At 57.5% G+C, this 17877-nt stretch carries 15 protein-coding genes; 5 read left to right on the top strand and 10 right to left on the bottom strand.

All coding sequences use genetic code 11. The features are described 5' to 3' along the window. Positions 1-70: 70 nt before the first annotated feature. From ACJA3I_RS02025 to ACJA3I_RS02005, 5 genes are all read left to right on the top strand, one after another. Positions 71-1687, top strand: a complete 1617-nt coding sequence (locus ACJA3I_RS02025; RefSeq protein ID WP_458863099.1) for a Na+/H+ antiporter NhaC family protein — start codon at positions 71-73, stop codon at positions 1685-1687. Between the two features lie 192 nt (positions 1688-1879). Beyond that, a complete protein-coding gene (locus ACJA3I_RS02020) occupies positions 1880-2719 on the top strand; it encodes a transketolase (protein ID WP_458863098.1) in 840 nt (279 codons plus the stop codon). A gap of 14 nt (positions 2720-2733) precedes the next feature. Next, positions 2734-3699 carry a transketolase family protein gene (locus ACJA3I_RS02015; protein WP_458863097.1) on the top strand — a complete coding sequence of 322 codons (966 nt, stop codon included), beginning with the start codon at positions 2734-2736 and terminating at the stop codon, positions 3697-3699. A gap of 67 nt (positions 3700-3766) precedes the next feature. Next, on the top strand, positions 3767-4939 hold the full coding sequence (locus ACJA3I_RS02010; RefSeq protein WP_458863096.1) for an NAD(P)-dependent malic enzyme: 1173 nt from the start codon (positions 3767-3769) through the stop codon (positions 4937-4939). A 609-nt stretch (positions 4940-5548) separates the two neighbouring features. Further along, positions 5549-6430 carry a YitT family protein gene (locus tag ACJA3I_RS02005; RefSeq protein ID WP_458863095.1) on the top strand — a complete coding sequence of 294 codons (882 nt, stop codon included), beginning with the start codon at positions 5549-5551 and terminating at the stop codon, positions 6428-6430. A 112-nt stretch (positions 6431-6542) separates the two neighbouring features. Here the strand turns inward: ACJA3I_RS02005 and aspS are convergent, their stop codons facing one another. From aspS to ACJA3I_RS01955, 10 genes are all read right to left on the bottom strand, one after another. Beyond that, positions 6543-8342 carry an aspartate--tRNA ligase gene (gene aspS / locus ACJA3I_RS02000; RefSeq protein ID WP_458863094.1) on the bottom strand — a complete coding sequence of 600 codons (1800 nt, stop codon included), beginning with the start codon at positions 8340-8342 and terminating at the stop codon, positions 6543-6545. A gap of 15 nt (positions 8343-8357) precedes the next feature. After that, positions 8358-9617 carry a histidine--tRNA ligase gene (gene hisS, locus ACJA3I_RS01995; RefSeq protein ID WP_458863093.1) on the bottom strand — a complete coding sequence of 420 codons (1260 nt, stop codon included), beginning with the start codon at positions 9615-9617 and terminating at the stop codon, positions 8358-8360. Between the two features lie 141 nt (positions 9618-9758). After that, a complete protein-coding gene (locus ACJA3I_RS01990) occupies positions 9759-10160 on the bottom strand; it encodes a methylglyoxal synthase (RefSeq protein WP_458863813.1) in 402 nt (133 codons plus the stop codon). 140 nt (positions 10161-10300) lie between these two features. Continuing rightward, the gene (locus ACJA3I_RS01985) at positions 10301-11047 is read right to left on the bottom strand and encodes a nucleotide-binding protein (RefSeq protein ID WP_458863092.1); all 747 of its coding nucleotides are present in this window, start codon (positions 11045-11047) and stop codon (positions 10301-10303) included. 137 nt (positions 11048-11184) lie between these two features. Continuing rightward, positions 11185-13287 (bottom strand): penicillin-binding protein 2, encoded by a 2103-nt coding sequence (gene mrdA, locus ACJA3I_RS01980; protein WP_458863091.1) that lies wholly within the window; start codon positions 13285-13287, stop codon positions 11185-11187. Positions 13288-13315: 28 nt separating this feature from the next. Further along, on the bottom strand, positions 13316-13834 hold the full coding sequence (locus ACJA3I_RS01975) for a hypothetical protein (protein ID WP_458863090.1): 519 nt from the start codon (positions 13832-13834) through the stop codon (positions 13316-13318). Between the two features lie 14 nt (positions 13835-13848). Further along, complete coding sequence (gene mreC / locus ACJA3I_RS01970; protein WP_458863089.1) at positions 13849-14682, bottom strand: rod shape-determining protein MreC; 834 nt, start codon at positions 14680-14682, stop codon at positions 13849-13851. Positions 14683-14723: 41 nt separating this feature from the next. Continuing rightward, entirely contained in the window at positions 14724-15293 is a 570-nt protein-coding gene (locus tag ACJA3I_RS01965; RefSeq protein ID WP_458863088.1) for a Maf family protein, read from the bottom strand. 12 nt (positions 15294-15305) lie between these two features. After that, the gene (dut, locus tag ACJA3I_RS01960; protein ID WP_458863087.1) at positions 15306-15761 is read right to left on the bottom strand and encodes a dUTP diphosphatase; all 456 of its coding nucleotides are present in this window, start codon (positions 15759-15761) and stop codon (positions 15306-15308) included. A gap of 16 nt (positions 15762-15777) precedes the next feature. Continuing rightward, positions 15778-17874, bottom strand: a complete 2097-nt coding sequence (locus tag ACJA3I_RS01955) for a U32 family peptidase (protein WP_458863086.1) — start codon at positions 17872-17874, stop codon at positions 15778-15780. Positions 17875-17877: the final 3 nt, after the last annotated feature.

The raw sequence follows: 17877 nt of genomic DNA, 5'->3' as shown, positions 1-17877 counted from the left end.
CATGGATGGGTTCTGCGCGAGCAGAAGGTTCCGTTCATGGTATTTTTTTGTCGTAAGGAGAAAAGAAAAAATGAAAAGAAACGAAAAGCTGCTGCGGTTTTTGCTGGTGATGGTTTCCGCGGCGGCGTTCTGCGCGCTGCCCGCGCTGGCGGCCGCCGAAAGCGCGCCCGCGGCCGACCCGGCCTTTTTCGGCACCCTGTGGGCGCTTTTGCCGCCGGTGGTGGCCATCGCTCTGGCGCTCATCACAAAGGAAGTTTACAGCTCGCTGCTGGTGGGCATTCTGGTGGGGGCGCTGTTTTTCGCCGGGTTCTCTTTCGAAGGCGCCGTCAGCCATTTTTTGAAAGACGGGCTGATCGGCGTGCTTTCCAATGCTTATAATGTGGGCATTCTGATCTTTCTGGTGATTTTGGGCGCCATGGTCTGCATGATGAACCGCGCGGGCGGTTCGGCGGCCTTCGGGCGCTGGGCGGCCCAAAAGATCAAGACCCGCGAGGGCGCGCAGCTGGCCACGGTTCTGCTGGGCATCCTGATTTTTGTGGATGATTATTTCAACTGCCTGACGGTGGGCAGCGTCATGCGCCCCGTCACCGATCATCACGGCGTTTCCCGCGCCAAGCTTGCCTATCTCATCGATTCCACCGCCGCGCCCATCTGCATCATCGCCCCCATTTCTTCGTGGGCGGCGGCGGTCACCGGGTTCGTTCAGGGCGAAAACGGGTTTTCGCTGTTTTTGCGGGCCATTCCCTATAATTTTTATGCGCTGCTCACGGTGGTGATGATGCTGGCCATCATCGCCATGAAATTCGATTATGGCAAAATGGCTCTGCATGAAGAAAACGCCCGCAAAGGCGATCTTTATACCACGGCCGCCCGGCCCTATGCTTCGGCCGAGGCCGAAGAATCAAACCCGCGGGGCGCCGTGGCCGATCTGGTGGTGCCCGTGCTGATGCTGATTGTGTTCTGCATCCTCGGCATGCTTTATACCGGCGGCTTTTTCTCGGGAACGGGGTTCGTCAAGGCGTTTTCCCAAAGCGATGCCTCGGTGGGGCTGGCCATGGGCAGCTTTTTTGCGCTGGTCTTCACGGTGGTGTTTTATCGCCTGCGCCATGTGCTGCGGTTCGATGCGGCGATGGCCTGTTTGCCCGAAGGCTTTCGCGCCATGGTGCCCGCGATTTTGATTTTGACCTTTGCCTGGTCGCTGAAGGCCATGACCGACAGCCTGGGCGCGGCGCAATATGTGGAAGCGGTGATGCGCCACAGCGCCCGCGGCTGGATGCATCTGCTGCCCGCGCTGATCTTTTTGGTGGGCTGCGGCCTGTCGTTCGCCACAGGCACCTCCTGGGGAACTTTCGGAATTTTGATCCCCATCGTGGTCAGCGTGTTCTCTTCCAACCCCGAAATGATGATCATTGCCATTTCGGCCTGCATGGCGGGCGCCGTTTGCGGCGACCACTGCTCCCCCATTTCCGATACCACCATCATGGCTTCGGCGGGGGCGCAAAGCGACCATGTCAACCATGTTTCCACCCAGCTGCCCTATGCCATGACGGTGGCCGCGGTGTCATTCGTCACCTATATCGTGGCGGGCTTCACCCGTTCGGCGTGGATCTCGCTGCCCTTCGGCGCGGCCCTGCTGCTGGCAGTGCTGTTTGCCATCCGCGCCCTGCGCCGCCGCAAAACGGCCTGAGCCGCAAAAGTGTTGGCGCTCACGGCCATGAAAAAAGTTTTCCACACCATGTGGGGAACTTTTTTCTTTTTGAAAAGGGGCAAAACATCGCCGCGTTTTCAAGATAAATGGCTTCTCTAAATGAAAAAGATGTGTTATACTGACGGTGTATGAAATAAAACCAATAAATTCAACGATAAAGGATGTTGCGGCATGGAAAAAAATAAGCAGCTCCGCGTTTTTGCGGAAGAGATCAGGGTGGAGACCCTGAAAGAGTTCGATCACCTGGGCTTTGGCCATGTGGGCGGCTCGATGTCTATTGTGGAAACGCTGGCCGTTCTTTACGGCAAAGAGATGACCTATGACCCCAAGAACCCCACCTTGGAAAACCGCGACCGTCTGGTGGTTTCCAAAGGGCATGCAGGCCCCGCGCTGTATGCCACACTGGCGCTGAAGGGCTTTTTCCCGCTGGAGCGGCTGCTCACCTTGAACCAGGGCGGAACCACTTTGCCCAGCCATTGCGACAGAACAAAGACCCCGGGCGTAGATATGACCACAGGCTCGCTGGGCCAGGGCTCTTCCATGGCGCTGGGGCTGGCGCTGGGCGCCAAAATGCGCAAGAAAAATTATACCACCTACCTGATCCTGGGTGATGGGGAATGCGATGAAGGCCAGGTTTGGGAAGCCGCCATGTCCGCCGCACATCTCAAGCTCGACAATCTGGTGACTTTTGTCGATTGGAACAAACAGCAGCTGGATGGTTCCTGCGATGATGTGCTGTATCTGGGCGATATGGTGGAAAAATTCGCCGCCTTCGGCTGGCATGTGCAAAAAGTCAACGGCCATGATGTGGATGCGCTGGCAGAAGCCATCGAAAACGCCAAGGCCGCCAAAGGCAAGCCTTCGGTCATTATTTTAGATACCATCAAGGGCAACGGCTGTAAAATGGCGCTGGAAACCTTCCCCTGCCATCACCTCAAGTTCAAGAAGGGCGATATGCTGCCCTCCATCGAAGCGGCCGAACAAGCGCTCAGCGCAGCGCGCAACGCATAAGGAGGATGGCGACAATGAATTATAAAGTGAAAGAAACTCTGGAAAACGAAGCCAAAGAAATGCGCGCCGTTTATACACAGACCCTGTGCGAAATGGCCCGTGAAGACAGCCGCATCTGTGTGCTGGATGCCGACCTGATCGGTTCTTCGGGCGTGGGCGCGTTCTTTAAAGAATTCCCCGATCGCGCCGTCGATTGCGGCATTCAGGAAGCCAACATGATCGGCATGGCCGCCGGCCTTTCCGCCGCGGGCATGGTGCCGTTCGCCCATTCCTTTGGGCCCTTTGCCACCCGCCGCGTGTTGGATCAGATCTTTATTTCCTGCGCTTACGGCAAACAGAATGTGCGCATCATCGGTTCCGACCCCGGCGTGACAGCCGCTTATAACGGCGGAACGCATATGCCCTTTGAAGATATGGGCTGCCTGATGAGCATTCCCGATATCACCCTGATCGAACCCACCGACAGCGTGCAGCTGCGCGAAGTGGTGAAAATGCTGCAAAACGCTTATGGCGTTTACTATATCCGTTTGCTGCGCAAAAACGCAGTGGGCATTTTTGAAGAAGGCTCCGCCTTTGAATTCGGCAAAGCCCCTGTGCTGCGCGAAGGCAAAGATGTGGCCATCGTCTGCTCGGGCATCATGGTGGCCGAAGCGATGAAAGCCGCCGAAATCCTCGCATCCCGCGGCGTGGAAGCCGCCGTCATCAACGCGTTCACCTGGAAGCCGCTGGATGATGAAACCATCAATGCCTATGCAAAAACCTGCGGCGCCGTGGTCACGGCCGAAAATCATAATGTGGTGGGCGGCTTGGGCAGCGCTGTTGCCTCCAGCCTCGCGAAGCATACCCCTGTGCCGATGGAAATGGTGGGCGTGCAGGATGAATTCGGCGAAGTGGGAACCGTGGATTATCTGCAGAACCGCTTTGGCCTCACCGCGGCAAAGATCGTGGAAAGCGCCGAAAAAGCCATCGCAAGAAAATAAAAAGGTGAATCGCCGCAGAGCAGGTTTGTTCTGCGGCTTTCCGATATCATTAAGGAGGAATTTTAGAATGGATGTAAAAGAAAGAGCGCTGAAAGCGCATGAAGAGTGGCATGGTAAGATCGAAGTGGTTGCCCGTTGCCCCATCAACAACGCGGATGATCTGACCATCGCCTATACCCCCGGCGTAGCGGAGCCCTGCCTCAAAATTTCCGAAAACCCCGATCTTTCTTATAAATATACACGCCGCTCGAATCTGGTGGCTGTTATCACCGATGGCACAGCCGTTTTGGGCCTGGGCGATATCGGCCCCGAAGCCGGTATGCCTGTGATGGAAGGCAAGTGCGCCCTGTTTAAGAGCTTCGCTGATGTGGATGCGTTCCCCCTCTGCGTGCGCAGCAAAAGCGTCGATGAGATCGTGCAGACAGTCAAATTGATCGCCGGCTCCTTCGGCGGCATCAATCTGGAAGATATCTCCGCACCGCGTTGCTTCGAAATCGAACGCCGCCTGAAAGAATGCTGCGATATCCCTGTTTTCCATGATGACCAGCATGGCACTGCCGTGGTTTGCGCCGCCGCAATGCTCAATGCCTGCCGTCTGACCCATAAAAAGATCTCCGATCTCACCATGGTGGTCAGCGGCGCCGGCGCGGCTGCCGTTGCCGTAACAAAACTGCTGCTTTCCATGGGCATCGGCGATGTGATCATGGTCAACCGCGGCGGCGCTGTTTATGAAGGCCGCGAAGGGCTCAACAGCGAAATCGAAATGATGTCTAAGATCACCAACAAAAATAAGAAAAAAGGCAGCCTGGCGGATGTCGTCAAGGGCGCCGATGTGTTCATGGGCCTTTCTGCCCCCGGCGTGATGACGGCTGAAATGGTCGCCACCATGAATAAAGATCCCATGGTGTTTGCCATGGCCAACCCTGTGCCCGAAATTTACCCCGATGAAGCCATCAAGGGCGGCGCCGCCGTCATCGGCACTGGCCGCAGCGATTATCCCAACCAGATCAACAATGTCTCCGCCTTCCCCGGCATCTTCCGCGGCGCGCTGGATGTTCGCGCAAGCGATATCAACGATGCCATGAAGATCGCCGCCGCCGAAGCCATCGCCGGCCTCATCAGCGATGAAGAACTCAAAGCGGAATATATCCTGCCCGCAGCCTTCGATCCCCGCGTGGGCAAAGCCGTTGCAGCCGCTGTTTCCGAAGCCGCCCGCAAGAGCGGCGTGGCCCGCATCTAACGAAGGGCCTCCGGCGGCAAGCCTTTCAAAAGGCTTGAGCGAAAGTTCCTGCAAAAGCATGCGCTTTTGCTGCCGGTGTTTAAAAAAGAATACAAGCGATAATGGTTCGCGGCGCGGGAGGAAAAGCTCCCGCGCCGCTTTCTTTTTTGCCGGTCGAATAAAGACTTATTGTATTTAATAATATAATTATTACGAATAGGATAAAATATGCGGGCTTAGGCGCCTCACTGCCGTGCAAAAGTGCCAACCCATCGCCGCGCAAAAGTGCCACCCTGTCACATTTCTTTTTCCGATATCACCCTGTTTTTATGCTTGCTTCGTCACAGAAGATTCTCGCCCTGCCTCTGCGTCACCGGCCTTGCTTTGCCTTGCCCATCTTGCCTCTGCCGCGATCCGTCACACCCTGTTTCATTTGCCGCCGAACTTGGCAGAAAGTGATTTTTCGGGGGTTGATTTTGTTTTTTCTAACCGGTTGTTCTGCGCGAAAAATTTGCTGAAAAAGGGATGCGGAAGAGGCAAGATCAGCCTTATCCTTGCCAAAAAGAAAAAAACACGGTATAATAAGGCCTGTTGCGCTAAAAAATAAGCCAAAGCGCAGGAGAGGAAGAAATGAAATTGAAAACAAAAAAACTGATCGGTTCCACGCTGGTGATTTTGCTGGGCAATTTTTTGCTGGCGGTCGCCATTGCGTGTTTTGTGCTGCCGAACAAACTGCTGGTGGGCGGCGTAACGGGCATTTCGCTGATCGTCAAGCAGTTTTTGCCGGTGAATACGGCGGTCACGGTGGCGTGTATCAATATAGTTTTATTCTGTTTGGGGGCGCTGGTGCTGGGCAAGCGTTTTGCCCTGACCACGATTTTGAGCACCTTCACCTTCCCGCTGTTTTTAAGTCTGCTGCAATCCATCCCGGCCCTGAGCCATCTCACCGATAACATCATGCTTTCGGCGGTCTGCGCGGGCCTTCTGGTGGGCGCGGCCATCGCGCTGGTGGTGCGCAACGGCGCTTCCAGCGGCGGCATGGATATCCCCCCGCTCATCCTCAACCGCCTGTTCGGCATCCCCGTTTCGGTGTCGATCTATTGTTTTGATGCGGTCATCATTCTGGGGCAGGCGCGGCTGGCGTCTTCCGAAAAAATCATTTTCGGCATTCTCACCCTGCTCATCACCTCGATCACCATTGATAAAGTGATGCTTTTCGGCAAAACCGAGATCCAGCTGCTGATCCTTTCGCCGAAATTTGAAGAGATCCGCCGCACCCTGCTGGAAGAACTGGATACCGGCGCCACGCTGCTGATGGCGGAAACGGCCTTTGCAAAAAAAGAGCAGAAAGCCGTGCTTTGCGTGGTTTCTCAGCGCAGGCTGCGCGCCGTGACCGATGCCGTGCAGCATCTGGATCCCGAAGCGTTCATCACCATCAGCCATGTCAGCGAAGTGCGCGGCCGCGGTTTCTCGCTGGAACGCATGGCGCTGCCCCAAAAGCCCAAGGCATAAAAATACAGTGCACAAGCTGTGGATAAAATAAAAAGAAAGGCGTCGCCGTTTTTAAACGGCGACGCCTTTTTCATGGCGGTAAAAAACAAGGGAGGAATGCCGGAAAAACAGATCAGTCTTTTTTGGTGGGCAGGTCTGTTTTGATGGCCAGTTCGTGCAGCTGCTTTTCGTCCACGGGCGAGGGGCAGTTCATCATCAGGTCGGAAGCGTTCTGCACTTTGGGGAAAGCGATCACATCGCGGATGCTGTCGCGCCCGGCCAGCAGCATCACCAGGCGGTCAAGGCCATAGGCAAGGCCGCCGTGGGGCGGCGCGCCATAGCGGAAAGCTTCCAGCATATGGCCGAAGCGCTCTTCGGTTTCTTCTTTGGTGAAGCCCAGTGCGGTGAACATTTTCTGCTGGATATCGCTGCGGTGGATACGGATGGAACCGCCGCCTAGCTCTGTGCCGTTGAGGATGATATCATAAGCCTTCGCGCGCATGGCGATGGGGTTGGTTTCAAAAAGCGGAAGATCTTCATCCACCGGCGCGGTGAAGGGGTGGTGTTTGGCGTAAAGGCGGCGGTTGCCGTCGTCGTCGTCGCCATATTCAAACAGCGGGAAATCGGTGACCCACAGCAGCTTATAAACATTTTCGGGGATCACATTCATGCGCCGCGCCACTTCGCACCGCAGCATGCCCAGGGCGTTAAGGGCGGTTTCTTCGTCGCTGTCGGCCACGATAAGCACAAGATCGCCCGCGTGGGCTTCGGCTTTTTCCAAAAGCGCCGTCATGGTTTCGGGGGCCAGGAATTTGGCGAAGCTCGAGCTCATATCGCCGTTTTCGGCCAGTTTTGCCCAGGCAAGGCCTTTCACACGATAGGTTTTCACGAATTCCGTCAGGCTGTCGATCTCTTTGCGGCTCATTTTTGCGCCCTGCTGAATGGTGATGCCGCGCACCGTGCCGCCGGCGGCCAAAGCGCCGTCGAACACGCCAAAGCCGCAATCCTTCACGGTTTCGGAAAGGTCAAAAATTTCATAACCGAAGCGCAGGTCGGGCTTGTCGGAGCCATAGCGGCCCATGGCCTCGGAATAAGGCATGCGGCGGATCGGCAGTTCGATCTCAACGCCCATCACATCGCGGAAAACGCGGGCCAAAAAGCCTTCGTTGACGGCCATCACATCTTCGCGATCGACGAACGACATTTCAAGGTCGATCTGGGTGAATTCGGGCTGGCGGTCGGCGCGCAGGTCTTCATCGCGGAAACAGCGGGCGATCTGCATATAGCGGTCGAAGCCCGAAAGCATCAGAAGCTGCTTATATTGCTGGGGCGATTGGGGCAGCGCATAAAATTCGCCCGGATGCACGCGGGAAGGCACCAGATAATCGCGGGCGCCTTCGGGGGTGGATTTTGTTAAGATCGGGGTTTCGATCTCTAAAAAGCCCTGCTCGTCAAAATATTGGCGCGCCACATGGGCAATGCGGTGGCGGAAAGCCAGCGATTGCTGCAAAGAGGGGCGGCGCAGGTCGAGATAGCGATATTTCAGGCGCAGCGCATCGTTCACGGTGGCGTCGTCGGAAATTTCGAAGGGGGTGGTGTCGGCCTTGGCATAGATCTCTAAAGAATCGGCCAGAATTTCGATGCGGCCGGTGGGGATCTTATCGTTGATGGAAGCGCGCTGGCGCACTTTGCCCGTGATCTTCAAAGTGAATTCGCTGCGCACGGTGAAAGCCAGGTCAAACAGTTCTTTGTTATCCGATTCATCGAAAACACACTGCACAAGGCCTTCGCGGTCGCGCAGATCGATGAAGATCAGGCCGCCCAGGTCGCGCATACGGGCGCACCAGCCGCAAACAGTCACCTGCTCGCCGATGTTTTCCTCACGCAGGGTGCCGCAATAAACGCGGCCGTGAGGCAGAGAAATTCGGTTCATATTCAATAACGCTCCTTATTTCAAGTGTTCACAGAGGGCGGCGGGGGCAAGCTCCACCGTGATCTGCTCGCGGGTAGACATATTTTTCAAAACAGCCTGGCCGCTTTCGCATTCGCTGGCGCCCAGAACCATGGTGAAACGCGCGCCCAAACGGTCGGCGTGTTTCATCTGCGCTTTCACGCTGCGGCCGCAAAGGTCGCGTTCGGCGGCGAAGCCCTGCCCTCTCAAAGCGAAGGTCAGTGTCTGCGCCATGCGGGAACCTTCTTCATCGGCCGAAACCACGAAAAGATCGGGCGCGGGGGCGGCGGGGAAAACAAAGCCGCTGGCCTGTGCCACGGCGATCAGGCGTTCCAGGCCGCATCCAAAGCCGATGCCCGGCGTTTCGGGCCCGCCCAGCTGAGAAACCAGCCCGTCATAGCGGCCGCCGCCGCAAACGGTGCTTTGGGCGCCAAGGCCTGTGCCGATGAATTCGAAAACGGTTTTTGTATAGTAATCAAGGCCGCGAACGATGCCGGTATCCACCTCGAAGGGGATGCCCATATCGGTGAGGGCGCGTTTAAGGCCTTCGAAATGGTCGTGGCAGTCATCGCAGAGATAATCCACCGAATGGGGGGCGTCAAGGGCCAGCTTGTGGCAGATCTCGCTTTTGCAATCGAGAATGCGCAGCGGGTTTTTTTCAAGCCGCTCTTTGCAGGTGTCGCAAAGCTCTTCGCGATATTGCTCAAAATATTCTTTCAGCGCTTTTTGATAAGTGGGGCGGCAATTGGGGCAACCGATGGAATTGATGCGCACCACCGAATCGATGCCCAGCTGTTTCAAAAACGAATAGGCAAGGCTGATGATCTCGGCATCGGCTTCAAAACCCTGCGCGCCGAAACATTCCACGCCGAATTGGTGATGTTCGCGCAAACGGCCCGCCTGGGGCTTTTCATAGCGGAAATTGGGGGCGATGTAATAACATTTGAACGGCGCGCCCTGGGCATACAGCGAATTCTCGATATAAGACCGCACGACAGAAGCCGTGCCCTCGGGGCGCAGCGTGATGGAACGGCCGCCTTTGTCTTCAAAAGTATACATTTCCTTTTGAACCACATCGGTGGTATCGCCCACCCCGCGGATGAACAGCTCGGTGTGTTCAAAGGTGGGGAAACGGATCTCTTGAAAGCCGAATCGCCGCGCGGTTTCGCGCAAAAGCGCTTCGGTGTAATGCCAGATATGAACTTCAGAGGGGGTCACATCGGCGGTGCCCTTCGGGCGCTGGATTTTTTGGCTCATGGAAAACGATCTCTCCTTCTTATAAGGGGGCGGCCAGAGGGCGCGGCCCTTGAAACGCCTTTTGATAAGGCCTTTTTTAAATGGTTAGAAAAGGGAAACGCCCTTGAAAACAGGCGTTTCGGGGTTTAAACCGCCGGGCGGCTATTTTTTGGGGTTGACGATATCGCGCCAGGCAAGGTCGCCGCGGATGAGGCCCTGGATCAGCACTTCGGCGGTGGCCACATTGGTGGCGAAGGGAATATTGTTCATATCGCAGATGCGCTGCAAATTGGCGAAATCCGATTCGCTGTGTTTTTCCAAAGGATCGCGGAAAATCAAAACCAGATCCAGCTCGTTATAGGCGGCGCGGGCCGCGACCTGCTCTTCCCCGCCGGAAACGCCGGGGAGCAGGCAGTTCACCTTTAAACCCGTGGCTTCCATAATCAGCTTGCCGGTGGTGCCTGTGGCGCACAGCTCATGCTGAGAAAGAATGCCGCAATAAGCGATGCAGAACTGAACCATCAGTTCTTTTTTGCGGTTCTGTGCGATGATGGCGATATTCATTGTATCAATCTCCATTTCTCCGATCGAAAGATCGGCAACTCGGGTTTATCAAGGTTGGTTGTTTTGGGGTTCAAATCAAAACGACAGCCCCTGCCGGCAAAGCCGAAGAAAGGGCGGTTCGCGGTGGCAAAGCCGAAGCGCTACAGGCGCATGAGCTTCACTTTTTCGCCGGTGATGCGGCGGGCGATGTTGCTGTAAGCCTTCACGGCCGGCCCGTCTGAAGAAAGCATCAAAATCTGCCCCGCATTGGCGCAGGCGATGATATCGGGGTCTTCGGGAACGATGCCCAGCAGGGCCATGCCCGAAAGATCCATCGCGCGGTCGATGTTGACCATATCGCCCCTGTCGATCATGCCGGGGCGAACCCGGTTGACCACGATGCGGATATTGTCGAGCCCCTGCCGCCGAAACAGCCGCCCTGCCGATTCCGCCCCGCGCAGCGAGGTATAATCGGGGGTGGAAACGATGATGCCCCTGTCGGCTCCGCCGGCAAACAGTTCAAGCATATGAGAAAGCCCGGCCGGGCAATCGATGATGGTATAGGTGAAATGGGCCTTGGCCTTGGCCAGAAACTCGCCGACGGAATGGCGGTCGATGCCGTTTTCCAGCATCGCTTCGGCCGGCGCCGTCAGCACACGAAGGTTTTTCACGACAGGATGTTTGACCGCGGCCTCTTTCAGGCCCGCGCGGCCCAGAATCACATCGGAAAACGAGAATAAAAGACTGTCGGTCATGCCCAGAACAATGTCTAAATTGCGCAGGCCGCAGTCGGCATCCACCAGAAGCACTTTTTCACCCAGCGCGCAAAGTGCCACGGCCACACCGCTGCAAAACGAAGTTTTGCCGGTGCCGCCTTTGCCCGATGCCGTCAGGATGACAGTACCCATAAAGATCACCTTCCACCTGTGTCGAAGATTTTGACAAAAACCGTTTGGTTTCTGCCCGGACAGGCGCAAAAAACATCTGCGCTTCACTTTATTATGACATAAAAATTCCTTGCCCACAACCCGATTTTATCAAGAAATCACGGAATCAGAGTATTTTCGGGGGTGATGGGGGAATCCTTTGCCTTCTTGCTGAAATAGGCGTCGAAAATATCGCGGGCCACGGGGGCCACATTGCCGCCGCTGCCGCCGTGTTCCACGATCACGAATACCACGATCTGGGGGTCGTCATAGGGGGCGAAGGCCAAAAACACGCCGTGGGCCGAGCGGCTGGGAATGGTCTGGGCCGAACCGGTTTTGCCGCCGATGGCGATGGGATAGTTGCGGAAAATGCTGGCCGCGGTTCCGTCGTCGGTCACAACGCCGCGCATGCCCTCTTTCACGGCTTCCACGGTGGAAGCCTTCAGGTCGATCTTGTCAAGCACCACGGGCTGATATTCTTCCACCACATCGGTGTAGGAATAGTTGACCACGCGCTTGAGAAAATGCGGCTGATAGCGGGTGCCGCCGTTGAGGATGGTGGCCAGATAGTTGGCCATCTGGATGGGGGTGAACTGCTGTTCGCTCTGGCCGATGGCGGCGGAAAGCGTTTCGCCGGGCATCCATTTCGCGCCGCCGCTTTTCTGGCGGCTTTCGGGGCCGGCCAGGTTGCCGGCGCGCTCGCCCGCAAGCTCAACGCCCGTTTTCTGCCCAAGGCCCAGTTTTTTGGCATAGGTGTTGAGGGTGTCGATGCCCATCAGGCGGCTGGCTTCAAAGAAGAAATAGTTGCAGGAATATTTCAGCGCCTGGCTCACATTGATATTGCCGTGGGTGCGGTGAGCTTCGTTCCAGATCCAGCAGGCGGGGGTATAGCCGCTGGAAGCATAAAAGCGGTAAACGCCTTCATCGCGGATGATGGTTTTGGGGGTCACGGTGCCCGATTCCAAAGCGGCCACGGCCGTGACGGGCTTGAAGGTGGAACCGGGGGGATAGGCGCTGGAAATGGCGCGGTTGACCATGGGCTTGAGCGGGTTTGCCAGCAGCGCGGCATAATCGGCCGAAAAAGTGCTCAGCTGATAGGTGGGGTAAGAGGCGCAGGCCAGAATACCGCCCGATTTCACATCCAGCACCACCGCTGCGCCGCCTTCGGCATCGCCGCCGGATTTTGATTTTTTGCCCGGCGCGCTTTTTTTGATGGAAGCGATGGTGGAAGCCAGCGACTGCTCGGCCACGGTCTGCAGATCCAGATCGAGGGTCAGAACCACATTGTTGCCCGGCTGGGGTTCCACAAGGGTGGTTTCGCCGGTCACATCCCCCGCCACATTGGTTTCCACGGCTTTCGTGCCGTCTTTGCCGCGCAGATAAGATTCATAGGCTTTTTCAAGGCCGTCTTTGCCGATGATGGCGTTCATGGGGTAGCCCTGTTCTTTCAGCTCGGCATATTCATCTTTATAGATCACGCCCACGCGCCCCAGAACATGGGCGGCGCTGTCGGTGTTATATTGGCGGATGTCTTCCACCCCGATGGTGACGCCGGGCAGCTGGAAGCCCCGCTCGGAAACCTTTGAAACCGTTTCCACATTCACATTGGTGGCGAAGGTGAACACATTGTTATAGGCCGAAAATTCGCGGAGCACCATTTCATAGCGGATGCCCAGGATCGTGCGGGCGTCGTTGTCGCTCACGGTGTCGGCCACCTGATATTTTTTGCGCAGCAGCGCCATCAATCCGGCGGCGTCGGGCATTTCTTTGGGCCAGGCGGAATTTTTCTGGGCCGCCTGATCCGCATAAAACGCTTCCAGATTTTTATAATCCTCGTCGCTTTTCGAAGCGTAGGTATATTCGAAGGGCGCCGCCGCCGTGATGGGCAGCGTGTCGATATAGGCAACGCTGTCTGCGCGCATCAGCGAGCAAAGGCGCAAAATCACTTCGTTTTGGTTTGCGCGATCCCAGGTGAAATAATCGAAGGTGATGGAAAAGCCCAGGCCGTTGGAAACCAGCGGCCGCCCATAGCGGTCGAGGATCTGCCCGCGGGAAGCCTGCTGGGTATAGGTGCGCGAAATTTTGCGTTCGGCCTCTTCGCGGTAGGCGGCGCCGTTGACCAGCTGAAGGTCGGCAAGGCGCACGGTATAAGCCCCGATGACCATAACAAGGCAGAGGGCCAGGGCGATCACGCGTTTCAGTTGTGATTTTCGGTTATTCATTCAGATACCTGCGTTCGTTGCCGAAAGCTCACCCGATGGGGGCGTCTTCTTCAAAGCGGCTGTGTATTTTTCGCAAAATCAGATAAACGGGGGCGGATAGCACCGCCGAGATCAGCAGGCGAAGGCCCATGATCTCAAGCCCCGCCACATAGCGGGCGCGATAAAGCAGGGCGTAATAGAAATAAAAAAGGATGGTGTCATGCAAAAGCAGGATGAAAGCGCCCGAGAGCAGCGCCGAAGGATAAACGCGCCGCAGATAGGTGGAAGAAAAATAGCCCACGCAAAGGCCGCAAAGGCCGTAATAAAGCGCCAGAAGGCCTTCCGTGCCGCCGCCCAGGCTGCAAAGCAGCCCCGCGGCAAAGCCGAAGCCCGCGCCCATCCAGGGGCCTTCAAAAAGGGCCAGCGCCGCGATGAAAAAGGGCAGAAAATCCACCTGCGCCCCGCGGAAGCGAAGCGGCAGCCCGCGTGAAAACTGCAAAAGATATAAAACGATCAGCACAAGGGCATAAGAAGCGATGCGCCATTTCAGGTTTTGTTTGGGGGCCATAAGCTTGGTTCACCTCAGTCTGTCAGCGAAAAATCTTTGATGATATAAACCTTTTTCAGGCTGCTCAGGTCGGCGGCTGGGCGCACCTTGGCATAGGTGGAAATGCCGTGGCTTTCGGGCAGGACCTCGGTGATGGTGCCGATGAGAAGCCCTTTGGGGAAAATGCCGCCGTAACCGGAACTTTCCACCGTGTCGCCCACCAGAACATCCGAACCGTTTTTCAGATAAGAAAGGCGCAAAAGCCCTTTGGCGGCAAGGTCGAAGCTGCCTTCGGCCACCACCACCTCGCGGGTGCGCGAGATCACGGCGCCCATTTTCAGCGAAATGTCGGTGACGGGCTTCACCTGGCAGAAATTCGGCCCCACGGTGGAAACATAGCCCACCAGCCCTTCGGCGGTGACCACCGCGTCGTTGACCTCGATATCGTCTTTGGAACCGCGGCTGAGGGTATAAACGGTGGAAACGCTGTCGGTGTTGATGCCGATGACTTCGGCCAGCTCATAATCGAAAGAAGAGTTTTTCTTTTTCAGCCCCGCAAGCTCGCGCAGATAGGTGTTTTCATCCACCGCGGCGTAATAATCGCGCTGGGATTTTTCCAGCTCCAGAACGCGGGCTTTCAGCTCTTTGTTTTCGCTTTCCAGCTCGTTATAGCGGGTGAAATAATCGGTGATGCCCGAAAAAAAGCCGCTCACCTTTGAAATGGCCTGCTGCATGGGGGTCAGAATCGTGCCGGCGAGGCCCGAAGCGGGCGAAAGGCGGTCAGTGGCCAGATTAAAGCCGATGATGACGCCGCAGACGATCAGCAGCGCCAGAGCCCATAAAAAAAGCTTGGAAGAAAATAGTTTCATGTTCATATCCTTCAAATCGGCCGCGGGGCGGCGTTTTGGTTTCAGCGGGCGGCAAATTCGCCCAGCGCTTCCAGCCGGCGGCAGACCACCGCCAGGGGAAGCCCCATCACATTGTAAAAATCGCCGCGGATCTCTTTCACAAGAAAGGCCCCGCGCCCCTGGATGCCGTAGGCGCCGGCTTTATCCAAAGGTTCGCCTGTGGCCGCATAGCGTTCGATCTCTGCTTCGCTGAGGGGATAAAAGGTCACTTCGGTGCGGCAGCATTCGGCGGAAAGCCCTTTTTGCCGCGAACCCACGCAAAAACCCGTGCAGACGGTGTGGGTGCGGCCCGAAAGCAGGCGCAGCATCTCTTTGGCCCCGGCCTTGTCGCGGGGCTTGCCCAGAATGGTGTTTTCTAAAAAAACGATGGTGTCGGCCGCCACCACCACATCCTCGGGCGCGCAGCCCGCAAGGGCGCTTTCGGCCTTGCGCAGGGCAAGGCAGCGCACAAATTCGGCGGGGTCGCGGGCCGAAAGGTTCTCGTCGCAATCCTGCGGGCGGGTTTCAAAGCAATAGCCCATTTTTTCAAGAAGTTCGCGGCGGCGGGGTGAAGCCGAAGCAAGGATCAGCATAAGCGCCCTCCCCTATCGTTTGCCGGTGGAACCGAACCCGCCGCTGCCGCGCCGGGTTTCGGAAAGCGTATCCTGTTCGGCGAGGGCCGGGCGGCAGAACGGCTGAAAAAGAAGCTGGGCGATGCGGTCGCCGTCGCAGATGGTCAGCGGTTCGGCCGAAAGATTGATGACGCTGCAAAGCAGCTCGCCGCGGTAATCGGGGTCGATGAGCCCCACGCCGTTTGCCAGCGCCAGCCCTTTTTTGGTGGAAAGGCCGCTGCGGGCCAAAACGAAGGCCGCCAGAGCGGCGGGCATCTCAAGGCATAAGCCTGTGGGCACGGCGCGGCGCTCCATCGGTTCCAGGGTGACGGGCGCTTCCAGAAAAGCGTGCAGATCCATCGCCGCCGCGCCTTCGGTCTGATAGGCGGGCATGGGCGGAAGCGTTCCGTCGCCGCGGGGCAGACGCTTGATACATACGGTTTCGTTCATGGGGCAGGCTCCTTTTCTATTCCACGCCGCGGAAATAAAGGCCGCGGGTGATGGGCTCGCGGGCGGTATCGGCCGCTTCATAAGCTTCGGCGATGCGCACACAGTCATATCGGTCTTCGGTGGTGAAATTCAGGCGCAGCCAGCGGCAGCCCGTTTTTTCAAGCTCCTGCTTTTTGTCGGCCAGATAAAGGATCTCGCTGTTATAAAGGGTGTTGCGGCAATGGGGCTCCGCCATCAGCGGGAAGGCGCGGCCCGTTTTATCGGTGAGGCTGTGGGGGCCTTTTTTGCAGGCGCATTCGGCGGCGCCGCGGCGGATGGCACAGTTTTCGAAGATCATCAGCGGCAGCCGGCCATAGGCGATCAGCTCCAGCGGCAGCGCTTTGGAAACATCGCGGATCTGGGCCAGATTCATTTCAAAAGAGATGGCGGCGGCTTCGGCCCCCATGCCCTTCAGCTCTTTGAGCGCCTGTGAATTCATGATGTTCATGCCGAAATCGGCGCGGATGTGAAAGCCTTCGCGGCGCAGCAGGGGCAGCTGGCCGATGTTGCCGCAAACGGCGGTATCCAGCCCGCGGGCTTTGCAGCGGCGCAGCTGTTCCACCGCCCCGGGCAGTTCTTCATCCCACAGGATGCGGGGCAGAACGGCCGCCACGGCGATGCCCGCTTTTTGAAAAACGGCGCATTCTTCCGCGTGGTCGGCGGCTTCGGCAAGGGGAAGATAAACAAAGGCGGGCTTTTTGCGCAAAAGCTCCGGCGAAAGCTGATCGAAACGCAGAACGGAAAAAATGCTCTGCGGTTTTTCTTTTTCGTTGAGGCGGTGATAACCGGCCTGCCAGGGCGCTTCCCGCCGCTGGGGCGGCAGCCTGCGCTGGGCGGCCACGCCGTCTAAGCATTGGCGGCGCATGGCGTTGAGGGTGGAAACGGGGATGCGCAGGCCCTCATCCAGCTCGATCTCGATGGAAACCGGGTCAAACACGGTGCCGCCGGTTTTTTGAAGCGCCGAACGGATCTCTTCGGCGGTGGTGGCGCGGTGAAGCGCCGCCTGGGCGGGGTCGGCCTCGGTTTCATAAGAAAAGCCGTCGTCATCGCGGCATTGCAGGGCGAGGTAGTGATCTTTTTTGGCGGAAAACGAAAAATGAACGGGCACACAGGGCGCTTCGGGTTCGCTTTCAAAGGTGTGCCGCGCTTCGGCATAAAGGGGTTTGGCGGCGCGGGCGTCGCTTTCCTGGCGGATGCCGAACATGGTTTCATCCACCTTGCCTTCGAAATAGCCCTGGGTAAAGCCGCTGCGCGAAAACACGGCCTGAAGCGAGGATAGCTCTTCGGCGGTGGGGCTGCGCCCTTCGCGGATGGCGTTTTTATAGATGCGGGTCACGATGGCGGTATATTCGGGGCGCTTCATGCGCCCTTCGATCTTCACACAGGTCACCCCCGCCTGTTCCAGCTGCTGCAAATGCGAAGCCAGCGAAAGATCTTTCAGGCTGAGATATTCATGGGGGCGGCCGCCGTCGAACCCATAGGGCAGGCGGCAGGGCTGGGCGCAAAGGCCGCGGTTGCCGCTGCGCCCGCCGATGGCGGCGCTGAGGTAGCATTGGCCCGAATAACACATGCAAAGCGCGCCGTGACAGAACACTTCGGTTTCGATGCCGGCGTTTCTGGCGATCAGCTCGATCTCCTGCCGGGGCAGCTCGCGGGAAAGCACCACGCGGGAAAAGCCCAGTTCTTTGCATTCCAGCGCGCCGTCGAGGCTGTGCACCGTCAGCTGGGTAGAGGCGTGAACGGGCAGATCGGGCGCCACGGTTTTCACCATGCGCAAGACCCCCAGATCCTGCACGATCACGGCGGAAGCGCCGCTGCGCGAAAGCAGGGCCACCAGTTCGGCGGCGTGATCCAGCTCGCGATCGGTGAGCAGGGTGTTGACGGTCACATAAGTATGCACGCCGCGCAGGCGGCAATAGCGCAGGGCTTCCTGCAATTCTTCGCCGGAAAGATTTTTGGCGTTGCGGCGGGCGTTGAAATCCCCGGCGCCGAAATAAACGGCGTCTGCGCCGTTGCGCACGGCGGCCGTGATTGATTCAAAAGAGCCGGCGGGCGACATCAGTTCAAGTGCCATGGT

This window comes from Acidaminobacterium chupaoyuni, assembly GCF_047936785.1.
GTDB lineage: Bacteria > Bacillota > Clostridia > Oscillospirales > Butyricicoccaceae > Acidaminobacterium > Acidaminobacterium chupaoyuni.
The sequence above is the reverse complement of the archived record's forward strand: the minus strand, read 5'-3'. Positions and strand labels throughout refer to the sequence as shown.

Coding starts and splice junctions, on each gene's coding strand:
- ACJA3I_RS01975 (WP_458863090.1), bottom strand. CDS start 13,834: ATGGCCCCCAAACAAAACCTGAAATGGCGCATCGCTTCTTATGCCCTT.
- mreC (WP_458863089.1), bottom strand. CDS start 14,682: ATGAAACTATTTTCTTCCAAGCTTTTTTTATGGGCTCTGGCGCTGCTG.
- hisS (WP_458863093.1), bottom strand. CDS start 9,617: ATGAGCCAAAAAATCCAGCGCCCGAAGGGCACCGCCGATGTGACCCCC.
- ACJA3I_RS01990 (WP_458863813.1), bottom strand. CDS start 10,160: ATGAATATCGCCATCATCGCACAGAACCGCAAAAAAGAACTGATGGTT.
- ACJA3I_RS02010 (WP_458863096.1), top strand. CDS start 3,767: ATGGATGTAAAAGAAAGAGCGCTGAAAGCGCATGAAGAGTGGCATGGT.
- ACJA3I_RS02015 (WP_458863097.1), top strand. CDS start 2,734: ATGAATTATAAAGTGAAAGAAACTCTGGAAAACGAAGCCAAAGAAATG.
- ACJA3I_RS01965 (WP_458863088.1), bottom strand. CDS start 15,293: ATGCTGATCCTTGCTTCGGCTTCACCCCGCCGCCGCGAACTTCTTGAA.
- ACJA3I_RS02025 (WP_458863099.1), top strand. CDS start 71: ATGAAAAGAAACGAAAAGCTGCTGCGGTTTTTGCTGGTGATGGTTTCC.
- ACJA3I_RS01955 (WP_458863086.1), bottom strand. CDS start 17,874: ATGGCACTTGAACTGATGTCGCCCGCCGGCTCTTTTGAATCAATCACG.
- ACJA3I_RS01985 (WP_458863092.1), bottom strand. CDS start 11,047: ATGGGTACTGTCATCCTGACGGCATCGGGCAAAGGCGGCACCGGCAAA.
- dut (WP_458863087.1), bottom strand. CDS start 15,761: ATGAACGAAACCGTATGTATCAAGCGTCTGCCCCGCGGCGACGGAACG.
- mrdA (WP_458863091.1), bottom strand. CDS start 13,287: ATGAATAACCGAAAATCACAACTGAAACGCGTGATCGCCCTGGCCCTC.
- ACJA3I_RS02005 (WP_458863095.1), top strand. CDS start 5,549: ATGAAATTGAAAACAAAAAAACTGATCGGTTCCACGCTGGTGATTTTG.
- aspS (WP_458863094.1), bottom strand. CDS start 8,342: ATGAACCGAATTTCTCTGCCTCACGGCCGCGTTTATTGCGGCACCCTG.
- ACJA3I_RS02020 (WP_458863098.1), top strand. CDS start 1,880: ATGGAAAAAAATAAGCAGCTCCGCGTTTTTGCGGAAGAGATCAGGGTG.